Below are 20,311 nucleotides of genomic sequence, written 5' to 3' on the forward strand. Positions count from 1 at the left end.
CATGGCAAGGGACGAACGGGGCGCTCACGTTCGATCGCAGCGTTCACGTCGACTGGCCCCGTCGGATCCGGAGGCGTCCTTGCTGCCGAGCCCTGCGACGACGCCGGACCCTGCAACGCGCCGGGGTTCCCGGCGCGGACCACACGACGCATGCGCACGATGATGTCCTGGGCGGCGCGCTTCCGGCTGCGCCAGTACGTCAAGGCGAGCCTGTGGATCATGCCCCTGATCGGACTCCTGCTGGGGGCGGTGCTCGCCGAGCTGGCCGCGGGCGTGCACGGAACGGGCTGGTTCCCGGACGGCTGGCGGTACTCCGCGACGACGGCGAGCAGTGTGCTCAGCTCCGTCGTCGGGTCCATGATCGCGCTGCTGGGCTTCGTGGTGACCATCGGTGTACTCGTCATCCAGCAGGCCACCGGGACGCTCTCCCCCCGCTACATGCGCCTTTGGTACCGCGACCGGCTGCAGAAGGCCGTGCTGGCCACCTTCACCGGTACGTTCGCCTACGCGTTCTCCCTGTTGCGCAGGATCGAGTCGGACACCGTCCCCGACCTGGGGGTGACCCTGTCCGGCGTGGCCGTTTCGGTCAGTCTCATGCTGCTGCTCATCTACCTCAACCGGTTCACCCACAACCTGCGGCCCGTGGCCATCGCGGACCTGGTGGGCCGCTCGGGCGAGAAGGTGCTCGTTCGCGGGTCGCAGCAGATCTACCGCTTCGCGGCGGCCGGTGGGGATCGCCTGCCGCCGACTTCTCCGGTGCACGCCGTCCGCCCCGTCCGCCCCGTCCGCTCCGAACGGGGCGGCGTCATCCAGGCGTTCGACGCGGCAGGGCTGATCGCCGCCGCCGTCCGCTACGACTGCGTCCTCGTACTGGCCCACCAGCTCGGCGACTTCGTGCCGCCGGGCACCACACTCCTCGAAGCCCACGGCTGCGCTCGCGAGCCCGATCCGCGGCGGGTGAGCGGCCTCGTCGCCCTCGGAACCGAGCGCACCATCGAGCAGGATCCCGCCTTCGCCCTGCGGATCCTCGTCGATATCGCCGTCCGTGCTCTGTCTCCCGCCGTGAACGACCCCACGACCGCCGTGCAGGTGCTCAACCACATCGACACGTTCCTGCACAGGGTCGGCGGAGCCCGGCTCAGCGGCCGGTACGTGCTCGCCGACCCCCAGGGGCGACCGAGGCTGGTGGTGCCCGGCCGCGGGTGGGAGGACTACCTCCAGGTCGGCGTCACCGAGATCCGTGAGTACGGGGCCACCTCCCTCCAGGTCTGCCGGCGGCTCCGCGCACTGCTGGAGGACCTGCTCGCGACGCAGTCGGCCGACCGGCGTCCGGCGGTGCGCGCCGAGCTCGTGCTGCTCGACGAGTCCGTGCGGCGGGCGTTCGCCGACCCCGTCCGCCGCGCCGCCGCGATGACCGCCGACCGGCAGGGCATCGGCGGTGAGCGGCGCGGCGGGAGCGGGGCGCCGCGATGACGGGGTGCTGATCGCGGGCGGGCGTGTCGATCACGCCGCCCGTTCCCCTCCGTCCACTACGGTGGGGTCAAAGATCGCAGCCTCGCGTTCGAGCGAGTGAGGACCCCTCCGATATGAACCGTACGAGCGGTCCGCACGCGCCGGAGCAGCAGCCGCAACCCGCAGTGGGCGCCGAGACCCGCTGGCCGATGGCCGCGGCCGTCATCGTTTCCGCGGTGCTGACCCTGCTCCTGCCGGACGACTTGCGCCTGGGGCCGCGATGGGCGCTTCCCCTGGCGGAAGGACTGCTCCTGGTGGCGCTGATGTCGGCCGACCCCGTTCGGATCAGCCGCCGGTCGGGCGCCCTGCGCGCCGTGTCGGTCGCCCTGGTCGGTGTGCTGGCGTGCGGTGCGATCTGGTCCACCGTCCGGCTCATCGACGATCTCGTCCACGGCGGCGACGAGACCAATTCCGCCACCGCCCTCCTGCTGGCCGGTGGCAGCGTGTGGGCCTCCACCGTCCTCGCGTTCTCCCTGCTGTACTTCGAACTCGACAACGGCGGGCCGGCCGCCCGGGCCCACCACATGCCGCCCACCCCCGCGCTCGCCTTTCCCCAACAGCTCACCCCCGAACTGAACGCCTCGAACTGGCGCCCCCGCTACATCGACTACCTCTACCTCGGCTTCACCAATTCCACCGCGCTGAGCCCCACGGACGTCATGCCGCTCGCCCCGTGGGCCAAGATCGTCATGACTCTGCAGTCCGTCGTCTCCCTGGTCATCCTGGGACTCGTCATCGCCCGGGCCGTCAACGTGCTGGCCTGACGGGGCGCCGGCACCCAGGCCCCGTACGGCCGCTCACGGCGCCGTGGGGGGTGCCGGGCAGGCACAGCACGTCGACGTGATCCGCCCGCTGCGTCCTCCGGGACGGGTACCGGTCCCGGGGCGGACGGACCCTAGTCCTCCACGGGCCCGGTCCGGCCGCGGGTCTGGGGCTTCCCGAGGGATCGGCACCACGGGCATGCACGGTGGTCGCTCGCGGCGCCCTCCCGGGGAGGACGGGGCGTGGGCAGGGGGAAACCCGCCCGGTACTCATCCTGAAGCAGCTCCATCGAACGCGTGCGTGTGCCGTGCAGGGGGGTTTCGCCGCGCGTGCCTGCTCCCGCCAGACGGCGTGCGATCCGCGCCATTGCCGCCCGCACCGTACGCACCACGCGTGTCACGCGTGTCACCGCCGGCCCCGGACCGCGAGCGGCCGGCTCGCCGACGGGGGACACCGTCACGAGACCTTTCCGACGGACCGGGGCCGGCCGTTCGGGAACCGGGCCGACCGGACCTGCCGCCGGGGACGCCCCGCGGACGGGGAGCGCCCCCTCGCCGCTCCCCGGAGCGGCTTCTTACGCCGATAGGCGGATGATAACTCTTTCGGTTGTGACATGTCTCTGCATTCCCTTCAACGCCTGGTACAGAGGTGCATCGGGCAGGAATGGGACAGGCTACCGCCGCTTTGGCGAGCCTCATTCGGAGGCAGGAAAGCAGCAATACGCAGATTGCCGGGGTTTTCACGCGCCGGGCAATGTACGAATTGCCGGGGTTTTTCAGCGCTGCCGACAGCCCTTTCCGGCGGTCCACAGGTATGCGGAAGAAGCACGGAGGCCGTATATCCGTAGGGCGCAACAAGAGGTCAGAGGTGCAGGCGTTCGGCGAGTGGCGCCGGCCTCTGGCGGGGCGCCTTGTCGTACCGGTCCGGTGTGCACGATGGCCGGCACGGCTCAGGGTCGGACGCGAGCGGCTCCGCACCCGAACGGGGGGCGGCGCCGACAGACGGATCCCCCGGTCGCACAGGTGTCGCGGCTGCCGCATGGGACATCCGCGTGGCGTCCACATGGAGGGACAGGACGTGCTTGAAGCGTTGCTGCCGCCTCAGTTCAAGCGTGTCCACGTTCCAGAGACGGCCGGTCCCTGATGACGACACTGCGGTGAGACCTGTACCCAAGGCGGCAGAAATCAGCACGATCCACAGGAGAATGCCTCCCATAGCGGTTCCTTTCGAAGGCTGAGAGGTAAGGGACGCTCAAGGCCCAAGCCCCGGCGAGTGCTCGGCATAACGCAGGGGCATATGCAGAGTTGCGCTCTGTCCTCCGATTGCAGCATGGACAGTCCTATGAGCAGATGATCGATAGCCGGCCCGCCGTGACCCGCAGCGCTGCCCGGGGGCGCAGAGATGAGTGGCCGGCGCCCGCCCGTGGCCCGCAATCCCTGCGCTTTGGGCGTTTTGCAGAATCGTTAAGGCAGCGTCAACGCTCGTTCGTCCACCACCATCACCCGGATGGCACACACCCAGACCAACATCGTCAGCGTTTATGGAATATGACAACAGCAAAGCTCCCCGCCTCCTTCCGCAGGACCGCAGAGGAAGACGGACAGGGAGGCAGTATTCACTCCGGAACCACCCGGATCGGGAAGTGGATTTTCACTCCACGCTCAACCGACCGTGGCGAGACCCGGAACGCAACGCTGGGACACGAGAGCCTGGAAATCGACCTGTGCTACTCCTCGTCGATCTTCGAGGACTTCCTCCATACGATGAGCATGATCCAGGTCGACTTCGGCAGGCGGTCCGGCAGGACGGCATCCCCGGCAATGGCCCTCGACGGACGCTCGGGTGGCAGCTCCCGTGTATGAACCGTACGGATACCCGGACATGCACGGCCTCCACCCCCAGCCGGACACCTCCGCGTTCTGGGGTCGGCCGGAGCACCTACAGCACGCCTCTCCCGTGCAGCCACTCGGCGTGCCGGGCGAGGCGCATCCGCCATGGGACCCGGCGACGGAACTGGCCAGCCTCCTCCAGGAGAGCGCCGCGCTCGGGTCGCCGGAGCCCTTCACGCTGGGCGGCTTCGACCACAGCGGTGACACGGCCAGCACCCTCGGCTTCGTCACGGGGCTGGAGCACGCCCCCAGCGAGCGTCAGCCCGCACCACCGCCCAGCGGGCACCGCCGGAACCCCTCGAAGTCGCCGGTGATGACCCTCCTGCAAACGGGCAGTCTGTTCACCGCCACGCTGGTCGCCGTGATCGCCGCCGTGGTGAGCATCCTCAGCGGGCTGGCCATTTGCGACGCACTGCGCCACAGCGCCGCCCCCCACACGGCCCGCGAAGTGGTCAACTGGTGGCCCCTGCTGATCTACGGCCCCTGGGTGGTCGCTTCGCTGTCCATCCTCAGATCCGCCCTGCACCAGCGACGGGCCCTCCATTCCTGGTCCATCGTGCTGCTGTTCTCCACCCTGGCCACGCTCCTGTGCGTGGCCCAGGCACCCAGGACGATCGCCGCCGCGGCGGCGTCCGCCCTTCCCGCCGTCGCGGCGCTGGCCTGCTTCCAGCAGCTGGTCCGTCAGATCACGCTGACGCGGCCGCCCCGCCAAGCCGCTCCACGACACCGCAACCGGGCACCCTCCGCGCCCGCGCAGCTCAGGCAGACGGCCGCGGCCAGGCAAAGCCCCGACGGTGTCCCTGCCGGCTACGCCGCGGCAGACAACAGGACACTCCGCTCGCCGTCGCACGGTCACAGGTTCGGGTAGGGCGCATGAGGGTCGTAGGAACGAGGCGGCAACGGTGCCTTCGGCATGGACCGGTGGGCAGGCGTCCCGGCGGAAGCGGCGGTGTCGCACGATGACTTCACAGCAGGGTCGCGCCTCGCACCGGGGGCCACCGCGAAGCGCGAACGCGGTAGCAGCCGGTAACTCCCTGGCCGACCCGGTCCTTCCCACGCGTCAACGGGGCGCTCGCCTGCACCTTTGAAACGAAGATCGAAACCGAAGGTCACGGGCCTTGCCCGGAGTCAGTCCGGCGCTCTGCCCCACCGTGTCCCCTTCGCGAGCCGGGCCGGCCCCCGTTTCACGGCGATGCGACCCTGCCCCGGTCCCGCACGCACCCCGACCGTCGACGTCCGGTCACCGGGCACGCCCCAGCGGTGTGCCGCGGGGACGGGTCGTGCCCGCAACCGGGCCTGCGCCCGCGGCGACCGGGGACCCGTGCCCGCCCTGTCGGCACACCGGGCGACGTGGCGTCCCCGCCGAACCGAATGCACGACGCGCTCCGGCGCTTCACCCCCACACCCAATGCGAAAGGTCAGCACGATGGTGTACGAGATGACCCACGCCGAACGCATGCAGTACAAGCGGCGCCAGGACGCCGCCTACCAGGCCGGCGAAGAAGCCGTCACCAATCTCCAGGCGGCTCTCGCGCTCGCAGACATGACCCTCCCCTCCCTCTGCAACGACGGGCCGGTGGCGGGCCACGGCTTCGTCAGGCTCGGTGGGTGCAACGCGGCCTTCGCCAACCGGCTCGCCGAGGTCATCGCCGCGGGGGCCGATGCGCTGCAGTACCAGCGGTGAGATGCCGACAGGGCCCGCGTCCTGCGCGTGGCAGGGAGGCGCGCGGTCCGGCAGCGGGTGTCCGGGGGACGGAGGGATCGTTTTGGAGGGTGTGACCGATGATCAGCGAATGTCCTTGCCCCATGCCCTGGGGCTGGGCCGACTCGTGCCCGGTGCCCTCATTCCCTCGCAGCACCAGCCGTCCACCGCCCGGCACCGCCGGGCGCCCGGCCACCGTGCCCGCTCCGATGAGGTCGCGGACCCGTCGGCGCCCCTGTACGCGCAGCTCGTGGCGGAGTGGACCGCCCGCGGCTCCGCGGTCCCCGGCATGCCCGATCCCGTCTGGATGCGTCTGATCTCCGTGGAGCACTTCCAGGAGGAAACCGAATCCACACTGCGCAGACTGCACCTCGCGGCCGACCCCGAACCCGGCTCCGCCTCCTATGTGCCGACCGGGACGGGACGGCGCCGGAGCTGGCCGGAGTGAACCGGCGGGGCGCATCACGGGGGGATGCGACGCCCGGGCAACGGGCGCCGGGGCCGCCGCCCCCGGCGCGGCGGGGCGGGTATCCGTGCGGGTACCTGCCCGCTCCGGGTCTTCACCCGACCGGACGCGGAGGGCGGGCGGCGCTGGTCAGCCGCCCAAGGTGACGTTTCCGAGCCGGCTGACCATGGCGGGGTCCCGGTGGTCGAAGAAGAGCGATGCGCCGGTGTCCAGGGTGGCGATGGCGGCCATCTGGTCGCCGGTGAGCTCGAAGTCGAAGACGTCGAGGTTCTCGGCCATGCGGTCGGCGCGAACCGACTTGGGGATGACGACGACGTCGCGCTGGACGAGCCAGCGCAGGACGACCTGCGCGACGGACTTGCCGTGCGCGGAGGCGATCTTGCCGAGTTCCGGGTGGGTGAAGAGGTTGTTACGGCCTTCGGCGAAGGGGCCCCACGACTCGATCTGGACACCGCGCTCGCGCATGAGTTCCTGGTCGGCGGTGCGCTGGTGGAAGGGGTGGGTCTCGATCTGGTTGACCGCCGGGGTGATCTCATTGTGGTCGATCAGGTCCACGAGGCGGTCGGGGTGGAAGTTGGAGACGCCGATGGCCCGGGCGAGGCCCTGGTGGTGCAGGGCCTCCATGGCACGCCAGGAACCGTAGACGTCGCCGTAGGGCTGGTGGATCAGGTACAGGTCCAGGTGGTCCAGGCCGAGCTTGCGCAGTGAGGTGTCGAAGGCGCGCCTGGCCTTGTCCTCCCCGGCGTCGGAGACCCACAGCTTGGTGGTGACGAACAGTTCCTGGCGCGGGATGCCGCTCGACCTGATCGCACGGCCGACGGCCTCTTCGTTGCCGTAGGCGGCCGCGGTGTCCAGGGACCGGTAGCCGGCGGCGAGGGCGTCGCTGACGGCCTGCTCGGTCTGCTCGGGCGGGATCTGGTAGACGCCGAAGCCGAGGACGGGCATCTCGATGCCGTTGTTCAGGGTGACGTTCCGCATGCGGGATCCTTACGGGGAGTCGGATTGTGGGTGGGCCCGCCCTGGCCTGCTGGTGGAAGCCGGGGTGCTGTGCAGCGGTACCCGCCGAAGATCAGCGCGTCCCGGGCGGTGCTCCATGTGGGCCCGCCGTTCGCCGCGATGTCGTCCAGCCTGCCCGCTCACGCCGGCGACAGACGGGCCGGCTGCATTCCTCGGGTGGGGCCGGGACACGCCGGCGCCATGGCATCGTGCGCCGCGAGGTAGCGGGCTCCGGGCGGCGTACCGCCGGGCGCGCATCAGTACGGGCCTCGGCGGGCAGTCGCCGAGCATGAATCGACTCCCCGATCCCGGCCCCTCCTACTGGATGCAGACGGTCGGCATGCCGGCCTTCCCCCCTCTCACGACGACCGCTGAGGCGGACGTGGCCGTTGTCGGCGCGGGCATCGCCGGTCTCAGCACCGCCTGGGAGCTCACCCGCGCCGGGCTGCGCGTCATCGTGCTGGAGGCAGACCGCATCGCGGCCGGCGTGACGGGGCACACGACGGGAAAACTCACCGCCCTGCACACCAGCGTCTACGACCGGCTGCGCTCCGAGCACGGGGAGGAAGCCGCCCGTCTCTACGCCACGTCCCAGAGCGCGGCGCTCCACCATGTGATCGAGGTGGCCGAGGAGCTCGGCGTGGAATGCGAGCTGGAACGGCGTCCCGCCTTCACCTACTGCGAGGACCCCGACGGTGTGCAGGCACTGCGTGCCGAGGCCGGGGCGGCCCGGGAGGCGGGCCTGAGCGCGTCCTTCGTCACCGAGACCACCCTGCCCTACCCGGTGGCGGGCGCCGTCCGGGTCGATGGACAGGCGCAGTTCCACCCCCTCAAATACCTGCGCGGCCTCGTGGACGATCTCGTCGCGCGCGGCGGCCTGATCTACGAGAACACGCGCGTCACCGGCCTCGACGGGGGCGAGCCCTGCCGACTCACCGCCGGCTCCGGTGCGGCCGTCACGGCCCGCCACGTGGTCGTGGCCACCCACCACCCCGTCTTCGACCATGCCGTGCTCGCGACCCGGCTCACCCAGCACCGCGACCTGGTGATCGCGGGCCCGCTCCCCCGGGGCCTGGACCCGGACGGCATGTACATCACCAGCGAGGGCGGCAAGCGGTCCGTGCGCACCGCGCCGCTCGGGGACGGCGGTCGGCTGCTGATCGTCACCGGCGAAGCGTTCCAGCCCGGCACGGGCGCGGACACGGCCTCCGGGTACGCCCGGCTCCAGGACTGGGCGGAACGGCGGTTTCCCGGTGTCACCATCACCCACCGGTGGTCGGCTCAGGACAACAGCGCCACCGATACCGTCCCCCTGATCGGCTCCCTGCCCTCGGCCGGCAGGAACGTCTACACGGCCACCGGTTTCGCAGGCTGGGGCATGACCGGCGGCGTCCTGGCCGGACGGCTCCTCGCCTCCCTCGTCACCGGCGCCCCGCAGCCGTGGGCAGAACTCTACGATCCCCGCCGCCTCGGCTCCGCCGTGCGCGCGGCTTCCGAGTTCCTGGGGGCCCAATGGGACACGGGCAAGCACTTCGTCAAGGACCGCCTGGACACCCTGGGCGACGGGACCAACGGTCCGGTCAGCGCCCTGCCGCCCGGCCAGGGCACGGTGGTGCGCGCCAACGGCAAGCCCTGCGCGGTCCACCGCGACGACCGGGGCGAGCTGCACGCCGTCTCCGCCGTCTGCACCCACCTCGGATGCCTCGTCGCTTTCAACAACGCCGAACGGACGTGGGAATGCCCCTGCCACGGCTCCCGGTTCGGCATCGACGGCGAGATCCTCCAGGGCCCCGCCCTTGCCCCGCTGGAACGCCACGACCCGGAAACCCTCTGACCGACGGCGGATTCGCCTTTGCGGCGGGCAGCTCCCCGGCTGCGGCCGACCGCGGCCGAGCGGCTGCCCGCCGCAGGGCTCCGGGGTGAGCCGACGACCGCGAAGCAGCGGGGCTGGGCGTTACGGGCGGGCGTCGAGGCGGTGCAGGAGCGAACCATCCGGGCCGAAGACGTCCATCAGGTAGCCCCGTTCCAGCGACAGCCCCTCGTGCCGCTCCAAGTAGCTGGTGATCGACACTTTGAGGTCCCCGAACGACCGAGCCGCGTCCTCGTCCTTCTTGTGCGTCCACACGGTCACCAGCGGGACGCCGTCCGGACCGGAGCTTCGCCGGATCCCGTACACGTCCTTCGTCCCCCCGGACCGCCGGTAGCGATCGGCCAGCCGGACCGCTGCATCGGGGGCAACGGCGGCAGTGGTCGTGGGGCCGGGTACGGCAGAGGACCGGCGTTCTGGATTCGGGGCGCCGTCCACGGCGCAACCGGTCAGCAGGACGGCACATCCGGCGCAGGCCAGGGCAACCAGGCGGGCGGTCGAGTTCATCGTGCCATTCTCACCAGCTAGCGAGCGAATACAACGGGAACCTCGGGACGCAGCGCTGCGGCACCTGCCCCTGGCTCCGCCGCCGCAGGGGGCGGCCGCGTCGTTGGCGGTGTGCTGTCGCGCGGAGGGTGCCTCGGCCGCGGCTCAGTTCAGCCGGGACGTGGCGGTGGCGGATGCGTCGTCGGCGTGCAGGGAGAAGACCTGGTCGAGGCCGAGGACGCCCAGGACGCGCACGGTGTGGTCCGGCACGGCGACCAGCGCGATCTCGGCTCGGGCGGCGAGGGCGCGGTTGTAGGCGGCGATCAGGGCGCTGATGCCGCTGGAGTCGCAGAATTCCATGCCGCCCAGGTCCACCACCAGGCGCTGGCCCGGCCGGAGGGTGAGCGTGGGGATCAGTTCGCGCAGCTCGGCGGCGGTGGCGTAGTCGAGTTCGCCGATGACCTTCAGGACGGGACCGGTCGGGGCATCTCGGACGGTGATCTGCAGCGGGCTCATGTGGGTTTCTCGGTCGTAGGGTCCGCGGCGGGGACGCCGAGGGCGAGCAGGGCGGTGTCGTCGTCGAGGCCGTCGCCGAAATCGTCCAGCAGTCCGGTCAGGGCCTCGATGACGGCGTGCGGGGGCTTGCCCGCCTGTCCCGAGGCGAAGGTAAGGAGGGACTCGTCCCCGTACAAGGCGGTGCGCTCCTGCCCGGTGCGGGCTTCGGTGAGGCCGTCGGTGTAGAGCAGGAGGGTGTCGCCGGGGGCCAGGACGGTCGTGGCGGAGGCGAAGGGGGCGGCGGGCAGGATGCCGACGAGGAGACCGCCGGGGGTGGGCAGGAAGTCGGTCGCGCCGCCGGCCCGCAGGACGAGCGCCGGGGGGTGGCCGCCGGAGGCGAGGCGGACGGCGACCTGCCCGGTGGCGGCGTCGGGTTCGAGGATGCCGAAGATGGCGGTGCAGTACCGCGGATCGCCGGAGCTGTAGCGCTCGTGGAGCACGCGGTTGAGGGTCGACAGGGCGCGGACGGGGTCGGCGTCGTGCAGGGCGGCGGCGCGCAGGGTGTAGCGGGTCAGCGAGGTGACCGCGGCGGCCTGGGGACCCTTGCCGCACACGTCTCCGAGGAAGAAGGCGTGGCGCGTGCCGTCGATGGGGAAGACGTCGTAGAAGTCGCCGCCGAGACGGTCGGGAGAGGCGGTGCGGTAGTGGGCGGCCGTCTGCATGCCCGGTATGGGCGGCAGGGTGTCCGGGAGCAGCGACTGCTGGAGCGCGGCGAGGGCTTCCTGGAGCCGGACGCGGTCGGCTTCCGCCTGTCTGCGCGCTTCCTCGGCCGTCCGGCGGGCCCGCAGGAGTTCCTTCTCGTAGGCGCGGCGGTCGCGGGCGTTGAAGACGGTGGTGCGGATGAGCAGCGGTTCGCCCGTGGCGCCGTGCTTGACCGCGGAGGAGACGAGGACCGGCATGCGGGCGCCGCCGGCCTGTCTGATCTCCAGGGCGACGCCGCCGATCTCGCCCTGCATGCGCAGCAGCGGCGCGAAGTGCGTCTCGTGGTACAGCCTGCCACCCACGGTCAGCAGGTCGGCGAACCGCATCCGGCCCACCACCGCCTCCCTCTCCAGGCCGAGCCAGTGCAACAGTGTGGTGTTGATCCTCGCGATGGTGCCGTCCATCAGTGTGGACAGATACCCGCACGGCGCGCTCTCATACAGCTCCTCGGCGCTGTCCTCCAGCAGCGCGGCGAACGCCGCGGCCGACGACTCGTCCTCGCCGGCGCCGTGCGGATCGGGCTGCTGCCCGGCGCGGCTCATCACCGCAGGCCCGCCAGGAAACCGGTGATCGCCCCATTGGTGGCTTCGGGTGCGGACAGGTGCGGGCAGTGCCCGGTCGCGTCGAGCGTGACGAGGGTCGAGCCCTCGATCGCCTGATGGACGAAGGCGCCGACCTCTCGGGGCGCGATGACGTCCTGGGTGCATTCCAGCACCAGCGTCGGCACGCGCACGCTCTTGAGGTCGTCCCTCGAATCCGACAGGAACGTGGTCCGGGCGAAAACCCGCGCCATGTGAGGGTCCGTGGCACAGAAGCTGTTGGTCAGCTCCTCGCCGAGCTCGGGCCGCTCCTCGTTGCCCATGATCACCGGCGCCATCGCCGCCGACCAGCCGAGGTAGTTCGACTCCAGGGACTCCAGCAGTTCGGCGATGTCCTGCGGGCTGAAGCCGCCCCGGTAGCCCTCGTCGTCGACGTACCGCGGCGACGGTGCGACCATCACCAGCGCGCCGATGCGCTCGGGCGCCATGCCGGCGGCCAGCACGCCGATCATCGCACTGACGGAATGCCCCACGAAGGCCGCGCCGCGCAGGTCGAGCGCTTCGCACACCTCCACCACGTCCCGGGCGTAACCGTCCAGAGAGGCATAGCGGTCTTCCGAGAACGCGGACAGGTCGGAGCGGCCCGACCCCACGTAGTCGAACAGCACCACCCGGTAGTCCTCGACCAGAGCGGGCACCGTCAGCCGCCACATGTTCTGATCGCAGCCGAATCCGTGCGCCAGAACCACCGTAGGGCCCTGCGGATTGCCGGTGACCGTGACGTTGTTCCTCCGAGCGATATCCATGCCCGTCAGTCTCTCAAGCTCCGCCGGCGCTTTCGAAACCCCCCCGAATCAGCTCTGACTGCGCCCGCTGCCCCCAGGTGCGCACCCGTCGGGGCGTCACGGCGCAGAGCGTGGCGCCGTCACTCGCGTGGCGCTGTGCCGGTGAAATCGTCCGGGCGATCGGGTCGGCCGGATGTCACCGCGCACCGGCTGGACCGCTTCCCGCCCGTGGGCCGGTCGGACGGCGGGCCTGCGGGTGCGGAGGGTGCTTGACCGTGTGTAGGTGGGATGGGTCCCCGTGGATCCGTACCGGCGTCCAATGGCTCGAGGAGTTCTCATGAAGCGTCTTCCCGTGATCGTCGCGTTCTGCGCCACCGCGGTGTTCGGTCTTACCGCCTGCTCCGACAGCAGCTCGCCCTCGGAAGAGGCGACCAAGGCCGCGAGCGCGCTCTGCACCGACCTGTCCGAACTGAAGGGGGACACCGCGAAGCTGCGAGCGCTGAACCCGTCGTCCGCGACCAAGGACCAGGTGAAGGACGCCCACCAGGCCGTCCAGGACGACTGGAACAGCGTCAAGGAGAACGCCGGCCAGCTCAGGGAGGCCGAGCGGTCAGCCGTGCAGAGCGCCGCCGAGGACCTGAAGAAGTCCTACGAAGCCCTGCCGGGCGATACGACGGGCCAGGACGCGCTGGCCAAGCTGCAGCCGCAGATCTCCAAGCTGGACGAGGCCACGACCGCCGCGGCGACCGGCCTCAAGTGCTGACGACGGGCAACTGACCAGGGGTCCCCGACGAGAGGGGCCCTGACGAGAGGGGCCCCTGACCCGGGGTCCCCGACGTCACCCGGACGTCATTCGAACGCGGACAGGGCGCCGGCGACGGCGAAGCCCAGAGCGGTCAGCAGACCGGTCGCCCTGCCGCCGCGCCTGTACGCCTCGGGAACCATCGAGGTGGCGAGCATGGCCAGCACCGATCCGGCGGCGAACCCCTCCACGTAGCGCCCGTCGGCCCCGGGCAGCACGTGGAGGACGCCGTATCCGGCCATGGCGCTCACGGCGGCCACCGCGACGATGGCCCACCACGTGCGGTAGGCCCGGCGAGGGGTCTGTCCCGAGGCGAGCATGCCGGAGGTGGCGCCGAGGCTCTCCGGCATGTTGGAGAGGAAGACGGCCGCCAGGAAGGCGACGCTGACGTGGCCGCCGGCCGCGACTCCCATGCCCAGGACGAGCGATTCGGGAATTCCGTCGAGCAGGGCGCCGATGACGATCGACCGGTCGCCCGACCCGTCCGAGGTGGCTGCGACCGCCCGGTCGACGAAGAAGAAGACCAGGGCTCCCGCGGCCAGCGCGAGGAATGCCCACGCGCTGGGCTCCCCGTCGTGGGGAACCAGTTCGTAGGCCACTGCCGCTATCAGCGCGCCGGATCCGAAGCCCATCACCAGACCGACCCGGCGCTCGGGCGGCCGGCGGTGGACTGCCAGCCAGGCACCGATGACCAGGGACACGGCGCCGGCCGCTCCCCAAAGCGCTGCGATCAGTACGTCCATGAACATCTTCATGAACACCTTCTCCGGTTCCCGCGGCGAGCCTGCGAGGGTGGTGTCAGGGCGTCCCGGTCACGCCGGCGCCACCCGCGTCCCCGACGTCCCCGGCCCGCTGCTCGGCGCGCGGCGGCGTCGGTGGCGCCGCGGCGGCGGGCAGCAGTTCGGTGGTGACGAAGGCGATCACCACCGCCAGGATGACTATGGGGATCATGGCGGAGCTGCCCAGCAGCAGTACCACGAGGACCACGCTGCCGACCGGCAGCCGCATGACGGCGGCGGTGGCGGCGGCCATGGATGCCGCCATGGCCGGCACGACACCAAGTCCCGGCAGGGGGGCCAGGAGGACCCCGGCCGCGGCTCCGAGGAAGAGGGCGGGGAAGATGGCACCGCCGCGCAGGCTGCCCAGGCAGAGGGTGTAGGCGGCGCTCTTGCAGAGCAGGACGGCGATGAGCGCGCCCACCCCCCAGGCGTGCGGGTCGGCGGCCAGCTCGCCGAGGGCGGCCTGGCCCGACAGGGCGACCTCCGCGGGCGTGCGGCCCGTGACGAGGGCGTAGAGGGCGGCGCACGCTCCGGCGCCCACTGCGCACATGATCGTGCGGGGTACCACCCGGGCGGACACGTATGCCGCGACCCGGCGGCCCGCGCCCGTGACCGGGCGCAGGAGCAGGGCGAGGACGAGGGCGATGAGGACCGTCCACAGCACGTCCGCGAGGTCCAGCCGCGGCAGGGGCATGGCCGGTTCGAGGCTGAGGCTGCCCGTTTGCAGGCCGGTCCATCGGCCGAGTCCGGTGAAGACAAGGGCCCCGACCCCGCTGGAGAGCAGGGCGGGCAGCATGACCGCGAACAGCTGCGGCCCGCCCACCCCCGCCACCTCGATCAGGAGGACCGCGGCGATCAACGGGTTGCCGAAGATCGCCGCGATGGCGGCCGCTGCGCCGGCGGCCCCCAGCAGGGCCGTGTTCTGCGGGGTCGCCGGAGCCCGCGTGAGGTCACGGAAGAGCAGGGCCAGGCCGCTGCCCAGAGCGATCAGCGGGACTTCCGGTCCGAGGACCGCGCCCAGGGGCAGACTCGCGGCCGCGGCGAGCACGATGCCCGGCAGCATGGCCGGCGTGGTCCCACCGGTGTGCAGGCCGCCGGATCCGGGGACGGGACCCCCCGCTCCGCGCAGGTGTCCGGCGACCAGAGCGACGGCCGTGCCTGCGACCAGGAGCAGCGGGAGCGGCCACCACCACGGCGGGGTGTCCCAGGTCAACCGGTGCGGGAGGTCCGCCCATAGGAGGCGTTCCAGCTCGTGCAGGGCGACGAGGAACCAGAACGCGATCAGCGAGACCGGGATGCCGACGAGGGCGGAGAAGGCGAGCACGGTGAAGTAGCCGGGGGCGCGCAGGATCTCGCGCAGCCGGTCCGCCTCCCGGGGCTGTTCCTCGCTGCGGGGGTCGGCGCCTTGAGCACTGGGGTCCGTCATGGATGGCCTTCTTCCTTGCCAGGACCAGTACCAGATCGTTCGTGATGACCGCCGAGGGCACGCACGCGGGCACACGTCGCCGGACGCGGGAGGGGCGGCCGGCCCCCGTTCCCGATGATCCGCCCGGCGGAGGTTCCCCGCCGCCGGAGGCCGGGCGCGGCGGGCTCCGGCCGTCGGTGGGATGCTGGAAGCAGTGGAGGGCCGGTCGCAGGAAGCTTGGCCGGCTCCGTCAGCAAGGGAGGACGACGTGGCTGGTCTACTTCGAGGAGTCGCGCGCACGGCGGCGATCGCCGGTACGGCGACGGCGGTCTCCAACCGCGTTTCGCGGCGTCAGGCGGGCCGGTGGGCCGCCCAGGACAACCAGGCCCCCCAGCAGCAGTACGCACCCCAGCAGCCGTACGGCGCACCCGCATCCGCTGATGTTCCGCCGGCGCCGGACGACATGAGCAGCAAGATCGATCAGCTCAAGGAGCTCGGAGCGCTGAAGGAACAGGGGATCTTGACCGAGGCGGAGTTCGCGCAGCAGAAGAGCAGGATCCTGGGTGCCTGAACCCGTTCGGTCCGTTCGGCCGCCGCTGGTTCGCGGCGGCCGTCCGCGTCGTAGTGGTGGCGGCCGTTCCCCGCGCCGGAGTGGCAGCGGCCGTTCCCCGCGTCGGAGTGGTGACGCACCGGCAAACCCCGCTCACTGCGGCATCTGACCGCCTCCCGCGGCTTCCTCGGCGTCGAGGGCGGCCAGGATGGCCGGTACGGGGATGCGGCCGCTCGCCACCATCTGCGCCCCGCTGCGGCGCAGTGCCGCGGCGAAGGGCGCGGCCCAGCGGTTCTCGTACACGAGGACGGCGGCCGCGTTGCCGGGTTGCAGGGCGGCGCCGGCCTCGTCGATGTCGTCCTGGTCCAGGAGTTGCGACGAGGCGCCTTCGAAGACGGACAGGCCCATGGCTCCCCCGTCGTCATCGAGTCCGGTGAGTTCCAGGGCGGTGACGGTCCCGTCGGCGTCCTTCCGCACGAAGCGGAGGTCGAGGATGCGGACGATGCCTCTGTCCACCAGGTCGATCAGCAGGGGGAACGCCTCCCCCGTCATCCGGTTTCCGGGGAACTCGACGACCAGGTAGTCGACGGGGCCCATGTCTTCGATGTCGTCGCTCATGGAGCGCTCCTTGCGTGTGGCTCGGCGCCCCCGGCCCCGTTGCGCGGTACCGACCTTGCGCAGGTCGCGGACGCCGGCCGGACACGGCTCTGATGTCCATTGCAGCATCCGCGGTGTGGCGCCGCACCTCCGCGCGACACCGGACGTGCCCCGCCGATGTACGGGCTCGGACCGTGAGTTGGTACGGGCTCCTGGCGGCGAGCCACAGCCCGGCAAGGTGGTCGAGCACCACGGCGGTGCGCCCCGTCAGGCGCCTGAGCTCTTGTCGAGTTCGGCGTCGAGGGCGAGCGCGGCGGTGATGAGGGCCAGATGGGTGAAGGCCTGCGGGAAATTGCCGAGCTGATCGCCCCTGAGGCCGATCTCCTCGGCGAAGAGACCGACGTGGTTGGCGTGGGTGAGCATCTTGTCGAAGGCGTAGCGGGCTTCCTGGACACGGCCGGCTTTGGCCAGGGCGTAGACGTAGAGGAAGGTGCACAGGGAGAAGGTGCCCTCGGAACCGGCGAGGCCGTCCGGGGAGGCCGCGGGGTCGTAGCGGTAGACGAGGCTGTCGGAGACGAGTTCGCTGCCCATGGCGTCGAGCGTGGAGAGCCAGCGCGGGTCGTTGGGGGTGATGAAGCCGACCAGGGGCATCAGGAGCAGGGATGCGTCCAGCACGGTGTTGGCGTACTCCTGGACGAAGGCGCGGCGTTCCTCGCTCCAGCCGCGCGTCATGACCTGTTCGAGGATGGCGTTGCGTGCCGCGGTCCAGCGGGGCAGGTCGGCCGGGCGGGCGGTGGCCGTGGCCTGGCGGATGCCGCGGTCCAGGGCGACCCAGCACATGACGCGGCTGTAGGTGAAGTCCTTCTGTCCGCCCCGGGTTTCCCAGATGCCCTCGTCGGGACGGTCCCAGTTGTCGCACAGCCAGTCCAGCAGGACCGCGCAGCGCATCCAGTCGTCGAAGCCCACGATGTCGCCGACCTGGCCGCTCTGGGCGAGTGCGTAGACGGCTTCGCCGTAGATGTCCATCTGCAGCTGGCCGGCGGCGCCGTTGCCCACGCGCACGGGTACCGCGCCGCGCCAGCCTGCCAGGTGGTCGAGGGTCTCCTCGGTCAGGTACGGGTCGCCGTCGACGCGGTACATGATCTGCAGGGGTTCGCCGTTGGGAGCGCCGCCGGCCCCCACCCGTTGGAGGAGCCAGCTGCGGAAGGCGTCCGCTTCGTCGGTGAAACCGAGGCCGCGCATGGCGCCCACCGACAGGGATGCGTCGCGGACCCAGGTGTAGCGGTAGTCCCAGTTGCGTTCGCCGCCCTCCTGCTCGGGCAGGCCCGTGGTCGGGGCCGCGATCGGCGCGCCGGTCGGTGCGTAGGTCAACAGCTTCAGGGTGATGGCGGAGCGGTTGACCATCTGCTGCCAGCGGCCGCGATAGGTGCAGCGTCTGGTCCACGCGTGCCAGAAGTCCCGGGCGGTGTTGAACTCCTCCAGGATCTCGTCCGTGCTCAGCGGCAGGGGGGCGGCGCTGTCCGTGTCGCAGACGGTCAGGATCACGGCCGCCCGTTCGCCTTCGGTCAGCGCCACGGTGGCGACGACGTCCGTCTCGTCGCGTTCCAGGGCCACGGGGCCGACGGCCTGCAGGTGCGCGGTGATGCCCGGTCCGGTGAAGCGGGCGGAGCTCGCCTCGCAGTCGAGGTCGTGCGGCGCCCGCCCGTAGTCGAAGCGCGGTCGGCACTCCAGGGCGAAGCGCACCGTCCCGCGCACACCGCGCATGACCCGCACCACCTGGTGCCGGTCGGTGGCCGTGTGCGGATCGCGGACCGGCATGAAGTCGACGACCTCGCCGACCCCTTCGCCGGTGAGGAAGCGGGTGATGAGCACGGCGGTGTCGGCCATGTAGAGCTGGCGGGTGACGACTCCGGCGCTTCCCGGCGGTTCGGCGCCGTCGGCGGGAGGCCCGTCCGCGGTGATGGCGAGGTGGCCGCCGCGCTCGTGGTCGAGGAGGCCGGCGAAGATGCTCGGCGCGTCGAAGCGGGGGGAGCAGAACCAGTTGAGGACGCCCTCGGACGAGACGAGGGCACAGGTCTGCAGGTCCCCGATCAGGCCGTGTTCGGCGATCGGCGGGTAGGGGCGCATCCGGCCCTCCAAGGGGATAGGGCGGCCCGGGGGCACCGGCCGGGGTCCGGCCGACGCGTCCGGTGCCGAATGTGGTGCGGCGGGCCGGGCACCGCGCTCCTGCGGCGTGGCGGGAGCGTCCGCCGCGCCGGGGTCGTGTCCGTCCCGGCCGGCTCCGGGCCGGTTTCAGGAGGCGAGGACCTTGGCCTTGGCCTGCTCGTACTCGGCCGCCGTGATGTCGCCGCGGTCCTTGAGCCCGGCCAGGCGGGTCAGTTCGTCGGCCTGGCCGGTGGTCCCGGCACTCTGGCGCACGTAGGAGCGGAATGCCTGTTCTTGTTGCTGTACCCGCTTCAGCTCGCGTTCGCCCATCCCGCGTCCCCGCACGATGAGGTACACGAAGACGCCCAAGTAGGGCACCACGATGACGAAGAAGGTCCACAGCGCCTTGCCCCAGCCGCTCATCTCGTCGTCCCGGAAGATGTCACCGATGACGCGGAAGAGCAGCATGAACCACAGGACCCACAGGAAGCACAGCATCATGGTCCAGAACATGTTGAGCAGGGGGAAGTCGTAGTCCTCCGCCAAGGTGAGCATCGGGTTGCGCATGGCCGGTCTCCTGTTGGTCGTGGCGGGTCCGACGGGGCCGGAAAGCCGCCCGCGACGGGGTGGTTGCGCGTCAGGCGGGCACCGGGGTGAAGGGCCACAGCCCGTCCTCCCCAGCCTGTACGAGGCCGTAGCTGCTCTCCGGTACCGCGTTCCAGGCGCCGGGCAGGTCGCCGAGCGGCTCGGAGACGATGAGGCGGGTCTCCTCCGAGATGTCCTGTAGGAACGCGACATCGGGGTGCAGCCGGCGCAGGGAGTCCACCCGGCTGCTGTAGAACAGCGAGCGGGAATCGTGCGCGCTGGAGTAGCGGAAGGCCCAGAGGCGTTCGCCGTCGGTGACGGCGAGCGTCATCTGGAGGGGGAACTCGATGCCGTGGTCGTGGCCGGCGCGCTCCACCACACCGGCCATCCGGGCCACGGCGCTCGGCGGGTCCTGGTCCAGGCCGAAGGTGAGCGCCAGGAAGAACATCACCTCGGAGTCGGTCGTCCCTTCGATGTCGGCGTACAGCGCGGGGTCCACGAGCATGGTGAGGTCCCGGCGCATCAGGTGGAAGCCCGTGATGGCGCCGTTGTGCATGAACATCCACCTGCCGTGCCTGAACGGGTGGCAGTTGGACTGCTGCACCGCCGTGCCCGTCGAGGCCCGGATGTGGGCGAAGAAGAGCGGCGACCGGACGTGGTCCGCCACCTCCCGCAGGTTGCGGTTGTTCCAGGCGGGGCCGACGTCCCTCATCAGCGCCGGAGTGTCGTTGTCCTGCGTGTACCAGCCGATGCCGAACCCGTCGCCGTTCGTGGTCTCCACGCCCATCTTCGAGTGCAGGCTCTGGTCGATCAGCGAGTGGGCCGGTTTGTACAGAATCGTGTCCAGCAGCATGGGGGTACCCGAATACGCGAGCCATCGGCACATACGCGATCACCTGGGTCCTGCAGCACAGCGGATGGGGGGTACGGGCTTCCCGCGCGCATCGCAGCGGCGCTGCCCGATGGCCCGCTCGTGGCGTCTTGCCGCGACCCCGGCGGGGTCCGAGCGCGCCCGGCATGTCATCGCCGCCTCCTCCGCCGGTTCAGGGCGACGGGCGACGTCGGGTGGATTTCGTCCAGCTCTCATTCTCGGCTCCCTCCCCGGGGCGCGCCACACGGCGGGAGCGGGCGTCCCCTCGTGCGCCCCGGCAGGCGAGGACCTAGGGTGGGAGCGAAGGCGTACCAGC

Annotated in this window: 19 protein-coding genes; 8 read left to right on the top strand and 11 right to left on the bottom strand. The window is 71.3% G+C overall.

Features of this window, described 5'->3' with window-relative positions:
* Window positions 1-150: 150 nt before the first annotated feature.
* The 5 genes from AMK16_RS01105 to AMK16_RS01125 all read left to right on the top strand — a co-directional run bounded on the left by AMK16_RS01105 (window position 151) and on the right by AMK16_RS01125 (window position 6,313).
* Window positions 151-1,473: a DUF2254 domain-containing protein gene (locus AMK16_RS01105; protein WP_242438508.1), complete on the top strand. Its 1,323-nt coding sequence runs from the start codon at window positions 151-153 to the stop codon at window positions 1,471-1,473.
* 113 nt (window positions 1,474-1,586) lie between these two features.
* On the top strand, window positions 1,587-2,276 hold the full coding sequence (locus AMK16_RS01110) for a DUF1345 domain-containing protein (protein ID WP_073907275.1): 690 nt from the start codon (window positions 1,587-1,589) through the stop codon (window positions 2,274-2,276).
* A gap of 1,879 nt (window positions 2,277-4,155) precedes the next feature.
* On the top strand, window positions 4,156-5,031 hold the full coding sequence (locus tag AMK16_RS01115) for a hypothetical protein (RefSeq protein ID WP_107417027.1): 876 nt from the start codon (window positions 4,156-4,158) through the stop codon (window positions 5,029-5,031).
* 558 nt (window positions 5,032-5,589) lie between these two features.
* Window positions 5,590-5,847 carry a hypothetical protein gene (locus AMK16_RS01120; protein WP_073907279.1) on the top strand — a complete coding sequence of 86 codons (258 nt, stop codon included), beginning with the start codon at window positions 5,590-5,592 and terminating at the stop codon, window positions 5,845-5,847.
* Window positions 5,848-5,956: 109 nt separating this feature from the next.
* Window positions 5,957-6,313, top strand: coding sequence for a hypothetical protein (locus AMK16_RS01125; protein WP_073907281.1), 357 nt, complete (start codon window positions 5,957-5,959; stop codon window positions 6,311-6,313).
* A 147-nt stretch (window positions 6,314-6,460) separates the two neighbouring features.
* Here the strand turns inward: AMK16_RS01125 and AMK16_RS01130 are convergent, their stop codons facing one another.
* Entirely contained in the window at window positions 6,461-7,309 is an 849-nt protein-coding gene (locus AMK16_RS01130) for an aldo/keto reductase (protein ID WP_073907284.1), read from the bottom strand.
* 307 nt (window positions 7,310-7,616) lie between these two features.
* On the opposite strand from AMK16_RS01130, the gene AMK16_RS01135 reads away from it, so the two are divergent.
* Window positions 7,617-9,161 (top strand): FAD-dependent oxidoreductase, encoded by a 1,545-nt coding sequence (locus AMK16_RS01135; protein ID WP_073907286.1) that lies wholly within the window; start codon window positions 7,617-7,619, stop codon window positions 9,159-9,161.
* Window positions 9,162-9,281: 120 nt separating this feature from the next.
* On the opposite strand, the gene AMK16_RS01140 is transcribed toward AMK16_RS01135, so the two are convergent.
* The 4 genes from AMK16_RS01140 to AMK16_RS01155 all read right to left on the bottom strand — a co-directional run bounded on the left by AMK16_RS01140 (window position 9,282) and on the right by AMK16_RS01155 (window position 12,282).
* Complete coding sequence (locus AMK16_RS01140; protein ID WP_073907288.1) at window positions 9,282-9,701, bottom strand: hypothetical protein; 420 nt, start codon at window positions 9,699-9,701, stop codon at window positions 9,282-9,284.
* 144 nt (window positions 9,702-9,845) lie between these two features.
* Window positions 9,846-10,196, bottom strand: a complete 351-nt coding sequence (locus tag AMK16_RS01145) for an STAS domain-containing protein (RefSeq protein WP_073907290.1) — start codon at window positions 10,194-10,196, stop codon at window positions 9,846-9,848.
* Window positions 10,193-11,479: a PP2C family protein-serine/threonine phosphatase gene (locus AMK16_RS01150; protein WP_073907292.1), complete on the bottom strand. Its 1,287-nt coding sequence runs from the start codon at window positions 11,477-11,479 to the stop codon at window positions 10,193-10,195. The genes AMK16_RS01145 and AMK16_RS01150 overlap by 4 nt, the downstream gene beginning before the upstream one ends.
* Complete coding sequence (locus tag AMK16_RS01155) at window positions 11,479-12,282, bottom strand: alpha/beta fold hydrolase (RefSeq protein WP_073907294.1); 804 nt, start codon at window positions 12,280-12,282, stop codon at window positions 11,479-11,481. The genes AMK16_RS01150 and AMK16_RS01155 overlap by 1 nt, the downstream gene beginning before the upstream one ends.
* Before the next feature lie 316 nt (window positions 12,283-12,598).
* Here AMK16_RS01155 and AMK16_RS01160 point away from each other — a divergent pair, with 316 nt between their 5' ends.
* Window positions 12,599-13,024, top strand: a complete 426-nt coding sequence (locus AMK16_RS01160; RefSeq protein ID WP_242438509.1) for a hypothetical protein — start codon at window positions 12,599-12,601, stop codon at window positions 13,022-13,024.
* A gap of 86 nt (window positions 13,025-13,110) precedes the next feature.
* On the opposite strand, the gene AMK16_RS01165 is transcribed toward AMK16_RS01160, so the two are convergent.
* Together AMK16_RS01165 and AMK16_RS01170 are read right to left on the bottom strand one after the other, a co-directional pair.
* Window positions 13,111-13,818 carry a ZIP family metal transporter gene (locus tag AMK16_RS01165; RefSeq protein WP_143196773.1) on the bottom strand — a complete coding sequence of 236 codons (708 nt, stop codon included), beginning with the start codon at window positions 13,816-13,818 and terminating at the stop codon, window positions 13,111-13,113.
* Window positions 13,819-13,861: 43 nt separating this feature from the next.
* The gene (locus tag AMK16_RS01170; RefSeq protein ID WP_073907298.1) at window positions 13,862-15,268 is read right to left on the bottom strand and encodes a chloride channel protein; all 1,407 of its coding nucleotides are present in this window, start codon (window positions 15,266-15,268) and stop codon (window positions 13,862-13,864) included.
* A 247-nt stretch (window positions 15,269-15,515) separates the two neighbouring features.
* On the opposite strand from AMK16_RS01170, the gene AMK16_RS01175 reads away from it, so the two are divergent.
* Entirely contained in the window at window positions 15,516-15,818 is a 303-nt protein-coding gene (locus tag AMK16_RS01175; protein ID WP_073907300.1) for an SHOCT domain-containing protein, read from the top strand.
* Between the two features lie 132 nt (window positions 15,819-15,950).
* Here the strand turns inward: AMK16_RS01175 and AMK16_RS01180 are convergent, their stop codons facing one another.
* The 4 genes from AMK16_RS01180 to AMK16_RS01195 all read right to left on the bottom strand — a co-directional run bounded on the left by AMK16_RS01180 (window position 15,951) and on the right by AMK16_RS01195 (window position 20,010).
* Complete coding sequence (locus tag AMK16_RS01180; RefSeq protein ID WP_199885322.1) at window positions 15,951-16,415, bottom strand: DUF6325 family protein; 465 nt, start codon at window positions 16,413-16,415, stop codon at window positions 15,951-15,953.
* A 246-nt stretch (window positions 16,416-16,661) separates the two neighbouring features.
* Entirely contained in the window at window positions 16,662-18,521 is a 1,860-nt protein-coding gene (locus tag AMK16_RS01185) for a glycoside hydrolase family 15 protein (protein ID WP_073907302.1), read from the bottom strand.
* Between the two features lie 165 nt (window positions 18,522-18,686).
* Window positions 18,687-19,106, bottom strand: coding sequence for an SHOCT domain-containing protein (locus tag AMK16_RS01190; protein WP_079191242.1), 420 nt, complete (start codon window positions 19,104-19,106; stop codon window positions 18,687-18,689).
* A 70-nt stretch (window positions 19,107-19,176) separates the two neighbouring features.
* The gene (locus tag AMK16_RS01195) at window positions 19,177-20,010 is read right to left on the bottom strand and encodes a class II glutamine amidotransferase (protein WP_073907304.1); all 834 of its coding nucleotides are present in this window, start codon (window positions 20,008-20,010) and stop codon (window positions 19,177-19,179) included.
* Window positions 20,011-20,311 lie beyond the last annotated feature (301 nt).

The sequence above is a fragment of the Streptomyces sp. CB00455 genome (assembly GCF_001905445.1).
Classification (GTDB): domain Bacteria; phylum Actinomycetota; class Actinomycetes; order Streptomycetales; family Streptomycetaceae; genus Streptomyces.

Coding starts and splice junctions, on each gene's coding strand:
- AMK16_RS01105 (WP_242438508.1), top strand. CDS start 151: ATGCGCACGATGATGTCCTGGGCGGCGCGCTTCCGGCTGCGCCAGTAC.
- AMK16_RS01110 (WP_073907275.1), top strand. CDS start 1,587: ATGAACCGTACGAGCGGTCCGCACGCGCCGGAGCAGCAGCCGCAACCC.
- AMK16_RS01115 (WP_107417027.1), top strand. CDS start 4,156: ATGCACGGCCTCCACCCCCAGCCGGACACCTCCGCGTTCTGGGGTCGG.
- AMK16_RS01120 (WP_073907279.1), top strand. CDS start 5,590: ATGGTGTACGAGATGACCCACGCCGAACGCATGCAGTACAAGCGGCGC.
- AMK16_RS01125 (WP_073907281.1), top strand. CDS start 5,957: ATGTCCTTGCCCCATGCCCTGGGGCTGGGCCGACTCGTGCCCGGTGCC.
- AMK16_RS01130 (WP_073907284.1), bottom strand. CDS start 7,309: ATGCGGAACGTCACCCTGAACAACGGCATCGAGATGCCCGTCCTCGGC.
- AMK16_RS01135 (WP_073907286.1), top strand. CDS start 7,617: ATGAATCGACTCCCCGATCCCGGCCCCTCCTACTGGATGCAGACGGTC.
- AMK16_RS01140 (WP_073907288.1), bottom strand. CDS start 9,701: ATGAACTCGACCGCCCGCCTGGTTGCCCTGGCCTGCGCCGGATGTGCC.
- AMK16_RS01145 (WP_073907290.1), bottom strand. CDS start 10,196: ATGAGCCCGCTGCAGATCACCGTCCGAGATGCCCCGACCGGTCCCGTC.
- AMK16_RS01150 (WP_073907292.1), bottom strand. CDS start 11,479: ATGAGCCGCGCCGGGCAGCAGCCCGATCCGCACGGCGCCGGCGAGGAC.
- AMK16_RS01155 (WP_073907294.1), bottom strand. CDS start 12,282: ATGGATATCGCTCGGAGGAACAACGTCACGGTCACCGGCAATCCGCAG.
- AMK16_RS01160 (WP_242438509.1), top strand. CDS start 12,599: ATGAAGCGTCTTCCCGTGATCGTCGCGTTCTGCGCCACCGCGGTGTTC.
- AMK16_RS01165 (WP_143196773.1), bottom strand. CDS start 13,818: ATGAAGATGTTCATGGACGTACTGATCGCAGCGCTTTGGGGAGCGGCC.
- AMK16_RS01170 (WP_073907298.1), bottom strand. CDS start 15,268: ATGACGGACCCCAGTGCTCAAGGCGCCGACCCCCGCAGCGAGGAACAG.
- AMK16_RS01180 (WP_199885322.1), bottom strand. CDS start 16,415: ATGAGCGACGACATCGAAGACATGGGCCCCGTCGACTACCTGGTCGTC.
- AMK16_RS01185 (WP_073907302.1), bottom strand. CDS start 18,521: ATGCGCCCCTACCCGCCGATCGCCGAACACGGCCTGATCGGGGACCTG.
- AMK16_RS01190 (WP_079191242.1), bottom strand. CDS start 19,106: ATGCGCAACCCGATGCTCACCTTGGCGGAGGACTACGACTTCCCCCTG.
- AMK16_RS01195 (WP_073907304.1), bottom strand. CDS start 20,010: ATGTGCCGATGGCTCGCGTATTCGGGTACCCCCATGCTGCTGGACACG.